At 55.3% G+C, this 16,923-nt stretch carries 13 protein-coding genes and 1 pseudogene; 6 read left to right on the forward strand and 8 right to left on the reverse strand.

Going from position 1 to position 16,923, the window contains the following annotated elements; translation table 11 throughout:
- Positions 1-298: 298 nt before the first annotated feature.
- Positions 299-1,396, reverse strand: a complete 1,098-nt coding sequence (locus F1728_RS12465; RefSeq protein ID WP_155364379.1) for a M24 family metallopeptidase — start codon at positions 1,394-1,396, stop codon at positions 299-301.
- Between the two features lie 191 nt (positions 1,397-1,587).
- Here F1728_RS12465 and F1728_RS12470 point away from each other — a divergent pair, with 191 nt between their 5' ends.
- Positions 1,588-3,786, forward strand: a complete 2,199-nt coding sequence (locus F1728_RS12470) for a heavy metal translocating P-type ATPase (protein ID WP_155364380.1) — start codon at positions 1,588-1,590, stop codon at positions 3,784-3,786.
- 19 nt (positions 3,787-3,805) lie between these two features.
- Here F1728_RS12470 and F1728_RS31625 read toward each other — a convergent pair whose 3' ends face one another.
- The 4 genes and pseudogenes from F1728_RS31625 to F1728_RS12485 all read right to left on the reverse strand — a co-directional run bounded on the left by F1728_RS31625 (position 3,806) and on the right by F1728_RS12485 (position 7,630).
- On the reverse strand, positions 3,806-4,174 hold the full coding sequence (locus tag F1728_RS31625) for a hypothetical protein (protein ID WP_228030705.1): 369 nt from the start codon (positions 4,172-4,174) through the stop codon (positions 3,806-3,808).
- A gap of 41 nt (positions 4,175-4,215) precedes the next feature.
- Positions 4,216-5,270 (reverse strand): annotated as a pseudogene (locus F1728_RS12475) (type I 3-dehydroquinate dehydratase).
- A gap of 238 nt (positions 5,271-5,508) precedes the next feature.
- Positions 5,509-5,973, reverse strand: a complete 465-nt coding sequence (locus tag F1728_RS12480; protein WP_155364381.1) for a hypothetical protein — start codon at positions 5,971-5,973, stop codon at positions 5,509-5,511.
- 61 nt (positions 5,974-6,034) lie between these two features.
- Positions 6,035-7,630, reverse strand: a complete 1,596-nt coding sequence (locus F1728_RS12485; protein ID WP_194242795.1) for a porin — start codon at positions 7,628-7,630, stop codon at positions 6,035-6,037.
- Positions 7,631-8,189: 559 nt separating this feature from the next.
- Here F1728_RS12485 and F1728_RS12490 point away from each other — a divergent pair.
- Positions 8,190-9,335 (forward strand): ZIP family metal transporter, encoded by a 1,146-nt coding sequence (locus F1728_RS12490; RefSeq protein WP_155364383.1) that lies wholly within the window; start codon positions 8,190-8,192, stop codon positions 9,333-9,335.
- A 6-nt stretch (positions 9,336-9,341) separates the two neighbouring features.
- Here F1728_RS12490 and F1728_RS12495 read toward each other — a convergent pair whose 3' ends face one another.
- Positions 9,342-9,788 (reverse strand): Fur family transcriptional regulator, encoded by a 447-nt coding sequence (locus F1728_RS12495; RefSeq protein WP_145438445.1) that lies wholly within the window; start codon positions 9,786-9,788, stop codon positions 9,342-9,344.
- A 1,142-nt stretch (positions 9,789-10,930) separates the two neighbouring features.
- Between F1728_RS12495 and F1728_RS12500 the strand changes: the two genes are divergently transcribed.
- Together F1728_RS12500 and F1728_RS12505 are read left to right on the forward strand one after the other, a co-directional pair.
- Positions 10,931-12,085 (forward strand): alpha/beta hydrolase family protein, encoded by a 1,155-nt coding sequence (locus F1728_RS12500; RefSeq protein WP_155364384.1) that lies wholly within the window; start codon positions 10,931-10,933, stop codon positions 12,083-12,085.
- An 804-nt stretch (positions 12,086-12,889) separates the two neighbouring features.
- Positions 12,890-13,669, forward strand: a complete 780-nt coding sequence (locus F1728_RS12505) for an SPFH domain-containing protein (RefSeq protein ID WP_228030707.1) — start codon at positions 12,890-12,892, stop codon at positions 13,667-13,669.
- A gap of 124 nt (positions 13,670-13,793) precedes the next feature.
- Here F1728_RS12505 and F1728_RS12510 read toward each other — a convergent pair whose 3' ends face one another.
- Both F1728_RS12510 and F1728_RS12515 read right to left on the reverse strand, forming a co-directional pair.
- On the reverse strand, positions 13,794-14,342 hold the full coding sequence (locus F1728_RS12510) for a methyltransferase family protein (RefSeq protein ID WP_155364386.1): 549 nt from the start codon (positions 14,340-14,342) through the stop codon (positions 13,794-13,796).
- Positions 14,308-14,751 carry a hypothetical protein gene (locus F1728_RS12515; protein WP_155364387.1) on the reverse strand — a complete coding sequence of 148 codons (444 nt, stop codon included), beginning with the start codon at positions 14,749-14,751 and terminating at the stop codon, positions 14,308-14,310. Before F1728_RS12515 ends, F1728_RS12510 begins: the two co-directional genes overlap by 35 nt.
- Before the next feature lie 91 nt (positions 14,752-14,842).
- On the opposite strand from F1728_RS12515, the gene bamE reads away from it, so the two are divergent.
- Entirely contained in the window at positions 14,843-15,163 is a 321-nt protein-coding gene (gene bamE / locus F1728_RS12520) for an outer membrane protein assembly factor BamE domain-containing protein (protein WP_155364388.1), read from the forward strand.
- Positions 15,164-15,645: 482 nt separating this feature from the next.
- Entirely contained in the window at positions 15,646-16,923 is a 1,278-nt protein-coding gene (locus F1728_RS12525) for a glucuronyl esterase domain-containing protein (protein ID WP_155364389.1), read from the forward strand.

Here is a 16,923-nt window from a genome sequence, read left to right on the forward strand (position 1 = left end):
GGTTTCTTGAAGAATCAAATTGATGCCGGGAAAGGATCGCATTCACTGATTGCGCGCACTATCTACCCTGTCTGACTTGTGTTGGGAGAGATTCTAAGCCAAAACCCCCGAGAATACCAAGCGCAACCGGGAAGTTTCTGCAATAAAATCAGGCAGAGCCCCAACATCCATAACCCTTTTAAATAAGAGACTTACGTCAGTTTTTCTTACTTATTACGATCAGAGAACTTCTGACGCCACTCGAAAATGGAGCGCAGGCCTGCCTGCCCATGTACATTGTAATAGGCTTCTCGCGAAATTAAACCAGCGCCGACTCATAATCCTTGGGAACGCTGGTCAAGACCTCATGTCCGCTCCGGGTCACCAGCACATCATCTTCAATGCGGACGCCCCCCCAGCCCGGCAGATAGATGCCCGGTTCCACCGTAACAATCATCCCCGGCTTGAGTTCGGTCTCGACATTGCCCCCCAGTCGAGGGCCTTCGTGAATGTCCAGGCCAATACCGTGGCCCAGGCTGTGGGTAAACTGTTTGCCGAAGCCGGCCTTGTTGATGACTTTCCGTGCGACCTGGTCGACGTCTTTGCAGAGAGCCCCGGGCTTAATGGCTTTAATCGCGGCCAGCTGCGCCTGCAGTACCGTATTGTAGACCTTCTTCAGTTTCGAGGGAGCCCGATCACGGATGATCATCCGAGTCAGGTCGCTGCGATACCCTTTCTGGGTCATCGCCCCCCAGTCCACCAGCATAAACGGGGATTCGCCAATCAGCTTTTCCGTGGGGATCGCATGCGGCAGAGCTGATCGCTCTCCTACAGCCACGATCGGATCGAAGGCCGCCTGTCGCGCACCAAACCGCCGCATCGCGTGTTCCAGTTCGTGCGCTCCCTGCAGTTCGGTCATCTCATTGGTCAACAGTGCACGAAAGACTTCAAAGCCGCGCTGCGCCTGATCGACGGCTTCGCGGATCTCCTGGATCTCGGAGGCATCTTTGACCATCCGCAGTTCTTCCACCACATTCGATACCGGGTTCCACTGAATAGCCGGTGTAATTCCAGTCAACGCATCAAGCAGATCGCAGGTCACGACATGGCTCTCCAGTCCCACTTTGGTGAGATGCGACTTTTTCAGGACCTGCTCCAGGGCCACGATCATCGATTCCGTCGGCTTGCGAATGTGGACATCCAGTCCCGGGCATTCCTCTTCCAGCTGCGTGGTATATCGTCCATCGCTGATCAGGACGGTCTGATCTTTGCCAATCAGCAGATAACTGGAATCACCGCTGAAACCGGTTAAATACGTAACATTCGTTTCACTGGTTACCAGCAAGGCCTCGGCCCCGATCCGTTTGATCTGTGAAATCAGTTTTTTCTGCCTGGCGCCCAGATAGTCTTTACTCATTGTCGTCATTCCCTTCAGCGGCTGTTTGAATCGGGGTCCTGTTATTCCTTATATCTGAGCAGGATCTTATCCCTTTTCAGGAATTTTGCGAAGAAAAAAAACCGAAGTTTTTGTTTGCATTCCTCAAGTGCTATGATTGAAACAACAGAATCAGATCTTCCCACATCCCTTCATTCTGAATGTCCCGCTGCATGAAACAGGAATCAACCGAGCTCATCTTCAAGATACAGGATATGGATTGCGCCGAGGAAGTCACGATCCTCAAGAGGGAACTCTCTCCCCTGGTGGGAGGCGAAGAGCACCTGTTTTTCGATATCCTCAATCGCAGGATGACGGTCACCCTCAATGCGGAACCCGTTACCGGTGAAGCCATCATCTCCGCCGTCCGTCAGACCGGTATGCAGGCAGAACCCTGGGAGCCTGACAAAAAAAAGGCTTCGGACTCCTTCTGGAAGCGTCACGGCAGAACCCTGCTGACCAGCGTGAGTGGCATCATGCTGGTCTCCGCATTCGTAACCCACGTCATCCTGGCGGGCAGCTTCGCTGCGGCCCTCGGCGCAGAAGAAGCCGCAGGAGGCTTCATGCCGTTGCCTGTGCGCATCCAGTATCTGGCAGCCATGCTGAGCGGCATCTGGTTCGTGTTACCCAAAGCCTGGTTTGCCTTAAAGCGTCTGCGTCCCGACATGAACCTGTTGATGTGCGTCGCCGTACTGGGAGCCTTGTTCATCGACGAATGGTTCGAAGCGGCCGCGGTTGCCTTTCTGTTTTCGTTCTCACAACTGCTGGAAGCCTGGAGCGTGGGTCGCGCCCGCAAAGCGGTCGCTGCTCTGATGGACCTGTCCGCGCCCATCGCCCGTGTCCGCGATGCGGAAGGGAATGAAATCACGGTTGCCGCAGAATCTGTTTCGGTCGGCACCGTGTTTCTGATTCGTCCCGGCGAAAAGATTCCGCTGGACGGCACCGTCATCAAGGGGATCAGCGACGTTAACCAGGCGCCGATCACCGGCGAATCGGTGCCCATCGGCAAACAGGCGGACGATGAAATTTACGCCGGCACGATCAACGGCGATGGTCTGCTGGAAGCGAAAAGCACTAAGCCGGCTGAGGACACCGTCCTTGCCCAGATCATTCGCATGGTGGGGGAAGCGCAGTCGAAGCGGTCTCCCTCCGAACTCTGGGTCGAGAAATTCGCCCGGATCTATACTCCCATCGTCATGGTGCTCGCTCTGCTGATGCTGGTGAGCCTGCCTCTGCTGCTGCAGGTCAGCTGGCACAATGCCATGTATCGTGCCCTGGTCCTGCTGGTCATCGCCTGCCCGTGTGCCCTGGTGATCTCGACGCCCGTCAGTATCGTCGCAGCGCTGGCTGCTGCTGCCCGTAACGGCGTACTCATCAAAGGGGGCGCGTTCGTGGAAACGCCTTCCCGGCTCCGCGCCCTGGCTCTGGACAAAACGGGAACACTCACGCAGGGGAAGCCGGTCGTCACGAGAATCGTTCCCCTGAACGGACACACCGAAGCCGAACTGCTCGAACGCGCCGCGGCCCTGGAAGCACACAGCAACCACCCCCTCGCACTGGCCATCCTCGAAGCAGCCACCGAGCGGAACGTCGCGTATCAGCCTGCGGACGACTATCAGATCATCCAGGGCAAAGGGGCTACCGCTACGCTGAACGGCAGAAATTTCTGGCTCGGCTCACATCGTTACCTGGAAGAACGCAAAGAGGAAACAGCCGAAGTGCATCAGCAGCTGGAGGAACTCTCGACCAGCGGACAGACCGTCGTCGTGGTCGGTAACGACACACACGTCTGTGGCTTCATCGCGCTGGCAGACCGCGTGCGCGACACCTCTGCGACCGTCATTCGCGATCTGCACGCCGCGGGGATCGAGCAATTGGTCATGCTGACGGGTGACAACCAGGGCACCGCGCAAGCCGTCGCCCGGGAGATCGGTCTGGATCAGGTACATGCAGAGCTGCTTCCGGCAGACAAGCTCACGGTCATTGAGTCCCTCGTCAATGAATACGAGCATGTCGCCATGGTTGGTGACGGCGTTAACGATGCACCTGCCATGGGACGTTCGAGCCTGGGGATCGCCATGGGCGCCGCGGGCAGTGACGTCGCCATTGAATCAGCTGACATCGCCTTGATGACTGACGACCTGACCCGAATCCCCTGGCTGATTCATCATTCACGCCGCACACTGAAGATCATCCGCCAGAACATCATCTTCGCGTTGAGCATTAAAGTTCTGTTCGTGATCCTGATGGCCGTCAATCACGCCTCCCTCTGGGCTGCGATCGCTGCCGACATGGGAGCTTCCCTGCTCGTCATTTTCAACGGCCTGCGTCTGCTCAAGCTCCCACCTGCCAAACGCAACCAGGCAAGCTAACGCGACGAGGCATCCCGCCTCACCGCGTGTATTCGCTCCGGCTGGTGAAAATCTCGTCCGGGATTTCCTGGCCGGTAATCGCCTTGAAAATCTGATTTAACTGCCGACGATACACTTCATCCACCGACACCACTTCACAGCCCCGGTTCTCCGCCTCACGGATCAACTCTGTCTCCTCGGGCAGATGGCTGATGTCCATCACCGTCATGGTCTCGCGGAGATAAGAGGGATTGAAATTCAACTTGCCGGGTCCCAACTGCAATTCAGGATCGGTTTGAATCACGATGTCACACAGCGTGTCATAGATCGTCGCAAACGGCACATACCGCACGTCAAACGTCTTCGCGATTCCCTGCGCTGCACGATCGTTGGGTGAAGTGACACTCACCACAGCACCGAGTTGCGTCAGGCTGTAGACGATGGCCTTCGTCAGCCCCCCTGTCCCAGTACCAGAATGTTCTTCCGCTGAAAGACAGAACTGTCTCCATCAGTGCCTGCCCCGAGCGTCGTCTCCAGACTCCGGATCGCACTCCGGCGGACGGTATCATAAGCGTGCCAGCCATCCGACTGATTCAGCTGCAGGTCACCATAGCCGGTCTTCTGTGAGGACTCCTCCAGATGTTCGGCCAGGGGCAAAATGAATTCTCCCATCCGCGGACTGACTACCAGCGAACGGATTTTGAGAATCCCCAGCATCTTGTGAACCTGCTTGAAGTCATTGATCACCAGCGGCAGACAGACATAATCCAGCCCCAGTGTTTCAGACGCTTTATTGATGACCTCAACTGTCCGCCGTTCTGTCACCCCCAGCCCTGCGACACCAATGAAACGGGTCTTGGCCGAGATGCGCTGACAGTGGAACACTTCGCTGAGCTCCGCGACCGTCGGCTGTCCCTCGAAAACTTCCATCCCCTTTTCCAGGGCCGCGTATATCCAGGGAGAACCGTATTTCGTGCCCAGCAGAGAAAACGTAATCCCCGCTGCCCCCAGTCCCAGCCCTACGACGGGAATCTCCCGCTTCTGACTGATCGCCGCCAGTAAAGGCCACGCGGTCTGCAGCGTCGGAGTCGGCCAGGTAAACTTGATCACGTCGGCTTTCGCGTCTTCCATTTCGTCGAAAATATCATCGACCTGTGACAGCGGCTTTTTCAGACTCGTGTAAGTGATGACCCGTTTGGTCTTGCCGAAGCGGGGAATCTGTCGCGCTGTTTCCAGGTCCAGCTCAATGTATTCCGGCTCTGCGATGATCGCCTGCTTGAGCAGCTGAACCCGCTCCGCTTCCGTGCCTTTGAACTGCCCCCTTCTTCGGGGTGCCGACAGGAAACCAGAATCGGCACTTCGAACCCTGAGATCAGATCGCCGATATCGGGTGTCTTAATCAACCGGTCCAGGCAGAGTTCTACCAGGTCGCACTGTGCGGCTGCATTCAGGATATCGACCTTGGCAAAGTTACGTGATTCGGGAGTTACAGAAATACAGATCATGCTGTCACTCAACAATCAGGAAGGGAAAGAACATCTGAGCGGTACCAGGCTGACGCTCTTTAATTATGCCAGAACTGGCCCTGATTGAAAGCATCAAACATTGTATGAACTCATTTTCCATCAAGCTGGTCCGCCAACAGATAAACGCCTCCTCGCGTACTGAGACCGAGGAGGCGTATTGATCTGACTTCATTGTCACAGGCCCTCGTCAAAAACGGAACCTGTTCACCCAATCAGCTTACCTTTTTCTGATAGAAGTCGCCGGTGCCAGCGGAGGCTGAGCCTGGGCTGACTTCGCAGGAGCGGGAGGCATGGCCTCGCAGGCACCGCTGTTGCAGTTCCCGCAGAGATCTTCCACCGTCCACTTGTATCCGCATTTATCACACTTGTATTCGTGCTTCTTCAGCACACGTACGGTCTTGACCTTCCCGCACTTCAGGTCGCAGCACTTCTGCCAGGGAAACCGCACGGGAGGAATACAGATGTCTTTGCATTCAAAGAAGTAGCAGTGCTTTTTCTCTTTCAGCGTTTCGACGTACAGCCGACAGGTCTTACAGCCCTGAGAACAACTGTTACAGCTGTTGCAGCTGCCGCACGCACCGTTTGCTTTGTCGCAACAGGGGGCGCCGTTTCCGGCTGAGCTCTGAGTTCCCCCCGACAGGCTGACCGTGACTGCCAGCACAACGATTGCTAAATATTTCATAATTCTCACTTCCTGAGATTTTAAATTTCAAATATTGATAGTCGCTGAGTTTGAACCTGGCTTAGAAGTCCACCATAAACCGGGCACCGAAGATGTCGGATCGACCGCCGGTATAGCCGTTGATCGGACCACGGTCATCAATCTGAGCATGGATGTAGTTGAACTGCACACGTGAGTGAGAGTTCCACAACCAGTTCATACCAAAGGTAAAGTTGGTCTCATCACCACCGGTGATATTTCCGTTCGACAGATCCAGATAGGAATAACGGGCAATCACCTGCCACGCACCCCATCCACCGCCGGTTTCACCGTCACAAGTACGAACCAGGAAGAAGTTCTCCAGCGGCTTGACGCGACCAATGGTTCCGGACTTACGATCGATCGGCTGATATTCGCCAGTCAGGAAGTAACCAGCCTCGACATAAGCACCTTCAAACGTCAGCTGAGATCCCTGTGAACCACGGCCCACATGAGTCACCTGGTATTCGCTGACGACCCCGAAAGATCCGATGTTCAACATCGCTTCGAAGCCCAGTGTGTTGAACCATTCGGCTCCTGCAATCGCACCGGTGTCAATCCAGCGGCTGCTGGTACGGGCTTCAGGACGGGTCCGGAAACGGGCTTCGTTATCATTGGAAGCGGTCGCACTCGGATCGCCATCCGGTTTCGCCCACATGTCGGCAACAGCCAGGTGCAGGTAACCGCGACCACCCGAGGTTTCATCGTACCAGGGAGTACCGGCAAAACGACCGTTGATCGAGTACTGACCCGCGTCACCAATGTAAGCCCCGTCTTTCGAGACATCTTCCAGGTTGAAGATACCGTAACGCCAGTTCCAGGTCTCATCATCCGAAACGCCGTAGGCACAGATACCCAGACGACGTGCATCCTGGTTGAAAGCTTCGATCACCAGCGGACGTTCCATGAACCAGTTGTATCGACTACTGTTAAGGTGGTCCATACCCAGCGGACGTTTCTGGTTACCAATCAACAGTGTCTGAAAGACCGGCAGGTCGTCCCATCCCATGTAAACGTCTTTGAACGCGGGATCACCAGGATCGGCGAAGTCATACTCGAATTTGTAGAGCATGTTGTCTTTGATTTTACCAGACACCCCGATACGCACGCGACGGAACCCAACACGGTTCTGTGGATCGGTCGGGTCGGTCGGGTCATTAAAGGACTCGATCCCCGGAGTGCTGTTAGAGAAGTTCCAGCCATCCAGGTGAATACGACCGAAGACTTTCAATGTGGTCGGCTTCGCAGCATCTTCGGCTTTCTTGGCCTGCTCTGATTCGGAGAACTTTTTCCAGTCCTCTTCCAGAGTCGACAGGCGGCTCTCCAGGGCGTTGTCGCCCGCTTCATCATAGAAGTTGTTGATCAGCAGCTGCTCGGAGTCGTCCAGTCCCCCACTCGCTGCTTCCAGTTGAGGTGGAGGGGCTATCCGCGAAGCCGGCGCGGGCGGCGGTGTCTGCTGCTTTGGCTCCTCTTTCTTCTGCTCCAGTTCCTGGATCCGTTGTTCTGCTGCTTCTAAACGGTCCAGCAGTCGCTCCAGTTGAGCAGAATCGATTCGAGCATCTTCAGCAAAGACACTGGTCGTACGAAACAGTGTCCCCAGTAAGAGCAGGAAACCTGCAGTCTTAATGAATGTGCGCATCTTCATCCCTGATGTTCATGGCCCGGTTTCCTTACCAGGCGGTTTTACTAATTAATCCGTATTTCCACTTGCCTGTAAAAATAACGTGATCCTGTATTCGCTTATCGGCGGATCTTTTTTGAAGCAAATATTAAGAAACGGTTAAGACCCTTCACAATTGGCCGCACCTCAGGAACACTCCGAACAGAACCCCTAACCGGAAGAGTTTAACAGGGTAAAGTGAGGCAATACCTGCACTTATCTTTAGTGGAGACACACATCCCTTTAATAAACCCACTTAAGGAAGCGCTGTTTCGAACCGGCAAATAGTGTCTCAAACCGGGGTAAAACCCTCCGTATCGCAGGATCTGCTCCGAATCGCCTCCCCCAACCCCCGAACCGCGGTGCAGAAGTTCAGAAACTTCCCCAATCAACACGGGACGGCTCTTGTCTTGATTCATAGTAAAAGCTAAATTCAATCGCAATTTATTTGCTATTACAATACTTGAACGCCGATAGAGGATTCCATTCCCGCTAAGTCCGCTTCAAGTTTACGCTCAATGCTGATAGTTCTGATTCCATGAAACCCCTGTCACACCTCAAAAACGACGTGCGGTTGACCTTTCTGCTGCTCACGATTCCCCTGGTCACCTTCCTGGTAGCGCCCGGCTTTTTCACCTCGCGCCCCACCCAGGCCGCGGCTGCCGAACACACTCACCCGCACCCGGAAAAAACAACCAGCACCGCCGCTGAGGAATCCACGACAGAACCGGCTTCCCACAACAGCACCGGCTGGTCATACACGCTGCTCGGCATCTATTGCGCGCTGATTGTCTTCTCGTCTTTACTGGGAGGCTGGCTCCCCTCGTTTGTCAAACTGACACATACCCGCATGGAAACGCTCATCAGTTTTGTCGGCGGACTCATGCTGGGCATCGGCGTCTTTCATCTTCTGCCACACGCGGTCGCCGAGATGGGATCGATTGACCGCGCCGTCTGGTGGATGATGACCGGCATCATCACGCTCTTCTTCCTGCTGAGAACCTTCCACTTTCACCAGCACGGTACCGTGGAACTCGAAGAAGAAGGACACACACATGACCACGACCATGACCACGATCACGACTGCGATCAGCATCACGCGCACGCGCCGGTCCATTCGCACACGCATGCCCACTCGCATCATTTGAGCTGGGTCGGCATCGCCCTGGGCCTGGCCCTGCACACCCTGATCGACGGGCTCGCTCTCGGCGCCAGTATCATAGCCGAGCAGCACCACGAAGTCTTTCTCTCTTTGTTCGGCCTCGGAACTTTTCTGGCGATCGCACTACACAAACCACTAGATGCCGTTTCGATCACATCACTGATGGCTGCGGGTGGCTGGTCCGCCGGCTGGAGAAACGCCGTCAACATCGGCTTCGCGTTGATGTGCCCCCTCGGTGCCCTGCTCTTCTTCCTCGGCGTGCAGCAGTTTTCCGATAACCAGCACATCATCATCGGCTGTGCCCTGGCCTTCGCCGCGGGCGTCTTCATCTGTATCTCGCTGGGTGACCTGCTGCCGGAAATGGAATTCCATTCGCATAACCGCTTCCGACTTTCGTTCGTGCTCCTGCTGGGCATCGCCCTCGCATATGGCATCGGTTTTATCGAACCCGATCACGTCCACAATCACGGCTCGCACGCGGAAGAATCAGACGACGGTCACTCGCATTCGCACGATCACTAACAGCGTTCACTCTTCCTCTTCACACTCGCTGCAGATTCCCTTAAGCAGGATCTCGGTCACTTTACCGACCGCCGCCCACTGCTTGTTTTTGGGCGTCTTGAACTCCACATCGTGCAGACACGAAACACTGCCGCATTCCGTACAGACAAAGTGCGGATGCTCTGCATCTTCCGGCTCATCCGGGTTCCGTAATTCGAACCGCCAGGCATGATCTCCCAGCTCGGTCCGTTTCACCAGACCTGCATCCGCCAGGTCAATCAGGTTGCGATACACGGTCGCTTTATCAAAGCCCATGGGGGTCAGATCTTCTGCAATCTCGGCGTGCGTCAGTGGAGACTTCGCCTTCCGCAAAAACTGGATCACGGTAATCCGGGCCGCCGTACTCCGCAGGCCGCTCTTCCGCACCAGCTGGCGGATTTCCTCAATTTCTTCTGCTTGAGACAGATGTTTCATAAATCAGATCCAGGCACCCCATAGTGCCGATATATGTCAGTTGTGAAGATTCAGACAGTTCTCGGTTCGAAGCGAATATCTTAGCCATTATATACCAGAAATACGAGATTGAGGAACTTATTTGTCGTTTCCCCTGACACGCGCCCCGTAATCGGGTGCTCATTTTCCCCGTATTTACTGCATAAACTCACCTTGATCCGCCCCTCCCGAATCGTATGCTGTTCCCCTCTGGCTCGCGCGCGAGGCAGGTCAGCGTGCACCGGAACACCCGACACCACTGACGCAACAGCACCTGAATCCACACCGCTTTTCACCAGGTTTTCACCGGAGCAAACAGAACTCATGCGAAATGTTCTCCCCCCGATGTTCACGGCAGACCAGGACAGACCCCGGTCACACAAGGACAAAAACCGGGACACACCAGGACAAAATCCGGCCACATCGGGACAAAATTTTGTCTTGACCCCCTCACGCCATTCAGCAAAATTCAACAACAAGAATACACTCCCACAAAAAAATAAACGGCCAGGCGCCAGTCTCCGGTCTTTAACAAAAACTCAGGGTGCCACTGTTGGCTTGCCCAACAGTGCTTGCAGAATTCACTACACCAACAACACAAGACAGAATTCCCGGGTGGTCCCGGATGCAATCCGGGATTGCCGCAGGCAACAGGAGGTCACAGAACAACCGCTCAACCCCAAACCAGCCCACCAACCCTGAGCGGCAAGGCGCTAGCCGCCGGTAAAAAGTTTGACGCTGATCCAAAGTCGGTGCCGAACGCTAATCCGCTCACAACGCAAACCTGCCTGCATTCTACACAGCCGCCCCCCTCACGCGAGATGCACACCGGACACTCACACCAGTCACCACTCGAATAAGCACTCTCCCTTATCAGCCATCAACCGCGCACACAAACATTTCGTGTATTTCGTGGTTCATAAAAATAACAGATCGAGCCCCGCCCCCATTCTCCCCCCATTCTCCCCCTTGACCTTCCCCCAGCGTTCCCCTGTAATAGAATGACACAAGACTTCACGGGTGGGCCCGAATGCAATTCGGGCCGAGCGCAGCGAGCAGGAAACTGACAGTGCGACTCCCGAACCAACCCAAACATCCCCTGATCTGATTGACGGTAAAATAACATGCACCTGCCAACTCCTGTTTCCTGTTTCAATACCTCCCACCAACAAACACTCACCCGCAGCCTGCTCGTCACCATCCTGACCAGCCTGCTGATCACCCCAACCACCGCAGCAGAACGCGACCCAGCCGAGAAACCATTTACCGTCACCGAAAGCTACCAGCAACTCGCCGACGCCATGGAACCGCTGCAGGCCTGGCAGGCCACAAACAAAGCTGAGCACGCAGCCTGGCGGAAACAGTTTCATCCGACCGTCACCCGCATTCTGGGTAAAATGCCCGAGCGCGTCCCCCTGGAAGTCAAGTGGGCCGAAAAGAAAGAGTTCGACACCTTCACCCGCCACAAAGTTTTTGTCCGCACCGAAGCCGCCTATTGGGCCCCCGTCTATTACTTCGTCCCGCACAACTTAAAGAAAAAAGTGCCCGCGATTGTCTGCATGCACGGACACAGCGGCATCATCCCCTACATCGATGAAGGCAAAACCAAAGCCGACAAAGAAAAGACCCGCCAGAGCGAACTCGACTACGCCGTCTACTTCGCGAAGCATGGCTATGTTACCGCCGCCATCGTCATGCGGGGCTGGAACGAAACCGCCGGCGACCAGGATCGCGGCGTCTCACACACCAAACGCAGTTGCCTGCAGATGACCATGAACGCCCTCCTCATCGGCAGTACCCCGCAGGGCCAGCGCAGCTGGGACGCCATGCGCGTCATCGACTTCCTGCAGACCCAGGACGAGGTCGACCCGGACCGCATCGCAGCCGCCGGCCTCTCCGGCGGCGGAGCCACCGCCATGTACCTCCCCGTCCTCGACGAGCGCGTCAAACTCACCATGATCGCTGGCGCCTTCTCAACCTACCGCGCGTCCTACTACGCCATGCCACACTGCCTGTGTCAGTGCATGCCCGAGATGATGCGGTTCGGCGAAATGTCCGACGTCGTCGCCCTGCACGCCCCCCGCCCGGTCCTGCTCATCAACGGCATCGAAGACAAAATCTTCCCCATCGACGCTGCCCGTGAAGGTTATGCCAAACTGCAACAGGTCTACAAAGTCCTCGGAGCAGAAGAAAACATTGACGCCGACTTCTTCCAAGGCGGCCACCGCTGGTCCAACAACAAAAGCCTCGCCTTCCTCAAACAACACTTCGGCGAGTGATCGCCCCAATCAGTGCCCACGGATGGTCCCGGATGCAATCCGGGATTGCCGACAGGCAACAAGAAACTGTCAGAGCAACAGCTCAATTCATCACAAGGAACCCAACCCTTGAGTTGTAGGGGCGAACCCATGTGTTCGCCCGCCTGGCGACATGCCATCCGTATCAACGACCAAAGGGAATCACGGTCCGCCCACCAACCCTGAGCGGCAAGGCGCTAGCCGCCGGTAAACAGAACGACGGGTGGGCTCGGATAAAATCCGAGCCGAGCGCAGCGAGCAGGAGGTCCCAGAGAGATCGCCCCCTGCAGAACAAAGCCCCGATATGCTGAGGTTCGTTTCCCTAAAACAGAACGCGTGCTCCACAACCTCCTGTTGTCTCACGACAACCTCGGATTACATCCGAGGCCACCCAACAATAGAATGAACCACAGCAAATGCTCTCAGAAAATGAGTCGCAGGGCGTAAGCCCCGGTTGAAACGACTTTGGTATAGACCATCCGAAATAAGAAACGCTACCTGGCCGCCGGTAAAAAAGGTCGACGCCGATCCCAGAACCGGTGGCGAACGCCATTCCGCCCACAACTTTTCATGCCTTCCGTGGTTCCACAAAACCCCCATTCAACGGTATTACAGAAAAATACTTAACCACTGCGTGGAAAATCGTTAATCTGTTAAAAAGCAGTTGTTAAGTCATCAGAACTCGGGGATGATAAAAGGAACAGGACCTTTGAGACCTGCCGCTTTTCATGTGGCGCACTTTCATAACTGGCTCCATGTCGGCTTCCTCCTTCCAGGACAATGCACATGTTTTTCTTTGGTACAGTGAAAGAATGGGAGCGTCACGCCCTGTTTTTCCTCGGGAAGTTTTACCGGATGGTTGAGCCCGGTTTATACTTTTACATCCCCTTCGTCACGCGTGTTCTCTACCGGATCGACTTGCGAATTATCACCTACACGGTCCCCATGCAGGTAGGACTGACGAAAGACAACATTCCGGTAGAAGTGGATGCGATCCTCTTCTACCAGGTGATGGATCCCAAGGCGTGCGTTTTGAACGTCGATAACTACCACAAAGCCACACAGCTTAGCGCGCGATCCTCGATCCGGGACATGGTAGGGAAATCCAATCTTGACGAGCTCCTCGCCGAACGGGACAAAATCGGAAAGCGGCTGAAAGAGCACATTGATGGATTCGTTTCCAAATGGGGAGTGACCGTGATTTCTGTAGAAATCAAGGACGTCATTGTTGCCAAAGAGCTGGAAGATGCCATTGCGCGCGAAGCGGCCGCCGAACGCGAAAAACGCGCACGTGTGATCCTGGCTGATGCGGAACAACTGGCTGCCGATGCCATTATCGCTGCATCCAAAAAATACGCAGACAATCCCATTGCCCTTCAACTGCGATCTATGAATATGCTCTATGAAATCTGCCTCGAGGGGAAGTCTTCTGTCGTATTTATTCCTACCGACAAATCAATGGGCGCGATGCCCGCTTTTATGGGAATCACAAGCCTCGAAGAACTCATGAAAAAACGTTTGCAAGAGGACTCCAACGAGTTCGAAGAGACAGATAATGAAGACTAACCAACAGGACTTTTGAACCTGCCTCAATCCAGTTGAGCACTGTTTATACCCCTTTTGATTCACTGCAAACAGATTTTTTTCGTGTTTTTGTGGTTCTTAAATCAGATCACTCGAGTCTCCCGAATCACTCCACCACCCGATACCCCTTCCATCGCGGCACCCAGCACCGCACCTCCCGGCGATACGCCACAAACGCCTCCCCGAACCGCTTCTCCAGGTCCTGCTCTTCCACCGGCCGCACACAAATATTCCACAGCACCATGCCGACTACCACGTACGCCAGAACCAGACCGCTGCCGAAATACAAACCCACGGCGGCCCCCTGCACCAGCCCCGCAATCGCCATCGGGTTCCGTACAAACCGATACGGTCCCGCCACCACCAGCTGCCGCGCCGTATCGAAAGGGACCGGCGTCCCGCGACCATAAATGCCCATCGTCGCCCCGCTGGTCAGCCCCAGGCTCCCCCCCAGCACAAACAGGATCACTCCCAGCACCCGCTGCCCGTCGAACCGAAACGCCGGCCATCCCAGAACACCTTCCAGCCAGATCAGCCCCGCCGGGAGCACCAGCAGAAACAGCGTCCAGAACACGACCGTCTGCAGCACAATCTTCAGCAGCAGCCACCACAGTGGCGTCTCAGCCCGCGTCGGTCGAAATGTGATCTTGAACATCCCCGGCTTTCCCGCAACATCGGCCCGTATGAATCAGACAAACCAGCAGCATCAGTCCCAGACACACCAGCATCAGACAGGTTCCCAGCCAGCCCCCTTGCGTCGTCAGGCTCAGCGACAGACAGTACAGGCTCACATAAGCAATGCCGCCCGTCAGAAAATACAACACCGGCCCCGCCCAGCAGCGCTGCCGCCAGAGACCATACGCCAGCACAAAAGAACCGCCCACAAACACCACCCCGTCCGGCAGCCAGAACGCCAGCAGCACCCGCTCCGACAGTGTCTCCGACAGAAACAGCGCCCGACTCTCCGGCACCGCCAGCAACAGACACCACCACCCCACGCCGCCCAGCCCCTGCAGCAGCGGATAAAGAAACAACCAGCTTTTCCAATCCGATTCTGATTTCATATTGCTAATCCTCGCGGAATACGACACGATTACCAACAGGAAATGTCACAAAGTGTAAGGGAAATCACGAATTTCAATCCACCAGAGAACCATGCAAACCAGACTCAAGCCGCGATATCTGATTCCAGCGACGCTCGTTGTCATCCTCATCTCAACAGTGTGGCACTTTCGAGATGAGCTGACTCTCTACTGGCATACCGCCCCCGAGTTCCACGCCCGGTTTGAGAAAATTGAACGAGGACAAACCAGGTCAGAAGTCGAGGAAATCCTGGGCAAGCCGGCGCATCACTTCGCCTTTGAGGACAGCCTGGAATATTATCTTGGCTGGCCACGCGATCAACACACCACTTATGCAGTGAAGTTTCGCGACGGTCATGTCATCGCCAGTTACGATCGATTTGGTTCATTCTAAACCAGCTGCTACACGAGTCCCGACTCGAAGCATTTTTTCGTGTCTTTTTTGTTTACTCAAAGGGTAACCCCGAATGCAATTCGGGGCGAGCACAGCGAGCTGGAGGTCCCAGCGAAAATGATCAATTCAGTGCAATGACTCCGACATCCCTCAGTAAGTGAGGTACATTCCCCCCTCAACAAAACGCGAACTCCGCAACCTCCTGTTGTCTCACGACAACCTCGGATTACATCCGAGGCCACCCGAATCGTAACAAAACCGTCAAAAATCCTTTTCAGTCACCTAACAAAAATTTTCGTGTTTTTCGTGCCTTTCGTGGTTTATAAAAAAATCCATTACGACCATGGTTCATAAAATTTCGTATCTTTCGTGGTCCACCCACGGTTTCATATTGCCAATCCTTGCGGAAACCGGCACGATTGAGAATAGTAACCTCAGTACTTACAAAAGATCTCCCACCAGAATATAAAGGCCGCCTCACCATGAAACGTCTGCTGTTCCTGCTCAGCCTTACGCTGCTGTTGACTCCCGCTGCCCACGCCCAGCGTCCCAAACCCAATTACGATGAAAGCCAGGTCCCGAAATTCAAACTCCCCGACCCGCTCGTCACCAATAAAGGGAAAAAGGTCGATTCAGCAGAGGAGTGGCAGAACGTTCGCCGCCCCGAAATTCTGGAGCTCTTCGAAAACGAAGTCTACGGCAAAAGCCCTGCAGCCCCTAAAGACATGCTGTTCGAAGTCACCTCTGTCAAGAACGACGCCCTCGGCGGCAAGGCCATCCGTAAGGAAGTCTCGGTCTATTTCTCGGGCAAGAAAGAAGAACCGCGGATGGATCTGTTGATCTATCTCCCCGCGAAAGCCACCAAGCCGGTCCCTGTCTTCATGGGTCTCAACTTTTACGGCAACCACACCATCACCGATGAGACAGACGTCAAACTCAACGACCACTGGATGCGGTCCAACAAAGACAAAGGCATCGTCGACCATAAAGCGACCGAAGCCTCACGGGGCAAGTCATCGTCCCGCTGGCCCATCGAAAAGATTATCGATCGCGGCTACGGACTCGTCGCCATCTACTGCGGCGACATCGACCCCGACTATGACGACGGCTTCAAGAACGGCGTGCACGCCCTCTATAATTCCAAACAGAAACCTGCGCCCGATGAATGGGGCACGATCGCTGCCTGGGCCTGGGGACTCAGCCGCGCCCTGGATTACCTCGAAACCGACAAACAGATCGACGCGAACAAAGTCGCCGTCATGGGACACTCCCGTCTCGGGAAAACCTCCCTCTGGGCCGGCGCACAGGATCCACGGTTCGCCCTCGTCATTTCTAACGACTCCGGTTGTGGCGGTGCCGCCCTCAGCCGTCGTCGCTTCGGCGAAACCCTGCACGTCATCAACAATGCCTTCCCCCACTGGTTCTGTGACAACTTCAACAAGTATATCGACAAGGAAAACGAGCTCCCCGTCGATCAACATATGCTGATCTCACTGATCGCCCCCCGCCCCGTCTACGTCGCCAGTGCCGTCGAAGACCGCTGGGCCGATCCCAAGGGAGAATTCCTCTCGGTCAAATATGCGGAGCCCGTTTACAAACTGCTCGGCACCTCCGGCTTCGGTGCAGACAAGATGCCCGGCATCAACGAACCCGTGCAGAAGCAGATGGGCTATCACATCCGCACCGGCAAACACGATGTGACCGACTTCGACTGGGAACAGTACCTCAACTTCGCCGACCAGCATTTCCGGGGCAGCTGA

The organism is Gimesia benthica (assembly GCF_009720525.1).
Classification (GTDB): Bacteria; Planctomycetota; Planctomycetia; order Planctomycetales; family Planctomycetaceae; genus Gimesia; species Gimesia benthica.

Bases quoted from the DNA above. Each gene is read 5' to 3' on its own strand.
- F1728_RS12485 (WP_194242795.1), bottom strand. From the start codon at position 7,630: ATGCGCACATTCATTAAGACTGCAGGTTTCCTGCTCTTACTGGGGACA.
- F1728_RS12515 (WP_155364387.1), bottom strand. From the start codon at position 14,751: ATGAAATCAGAATCGGATTGGAAAAGCTGGTTGTTTCTTTATCCGCTG.
- F1728_RS12480 (WP_155364381.1), bottom strand. From the start codon at position 5,973: ATGAAATATTTAGCAATCGTTGTGCTGGCAGTCACGGTCAGCCTGTCG.
- F1728_RS12525 (WP_155364389.1), top strand. From the start codon at position 15,646: ATGAAACGTCTGCTGTTCCTGCTCAGCCTTACGCTGCTGTTGACTCCC.
- F1728_RS12470 (WP_155364380.1), top strand. From the start codon at position 1,588: ATGAAACAGGAATCAACCGAGCTCATCTTCAAGATACAGGATATGGAT.
- F1728_RS12500 (WP_155364384.1), top strand. From the start codon at position 10,931: ATGCACCTGCCAACTCCTGTTTCCTGTTTCAATACCTCCCACCAACAA.
- F1728_RS12465 (WP_155364379.1), bottom strand. From the start codon at position 1,396: ATGAGTAAAGACTATCTGGGCGCCAGGCAGAAAAAACTGATTTCACAG.
- F1728_RS12510 (WP_155364386.1), bottom strand. From the start codon at position 14,342: ATGTTCAAGATCACATTTCGACCGACGCGGGCTGAGACGCCACTGTGG.
- F1728_RS12490 (WP_155364383.1), top strand. From the start codon at position 8,190: ATGAAACCCCTGTCACACCTCAAAAACGACGTGCGGTTGACCTTTCTG.
- F1728_RS12495 (WP_145438445.1), bottom strand. From the start codon at position 9,788: ATGAAACATCTGTCTCAAGCAGAAGAAATTGAGGAAATCCGCCAGCTG.
- F1728_RS12505 (WP_228030707.1), top strand. From the start codon at position 12,890: ATGTTTTTCTTTGGTACAGTGAAAGAATGGGAGCGTCACGCCCTGTTT.
- bamE (WP_155364388.1), top strand. From the start codon at position 14,843: ATGCAAACCAGACTCAAGCCGCGATATCTGATTCCAGCGACGCTCGTT.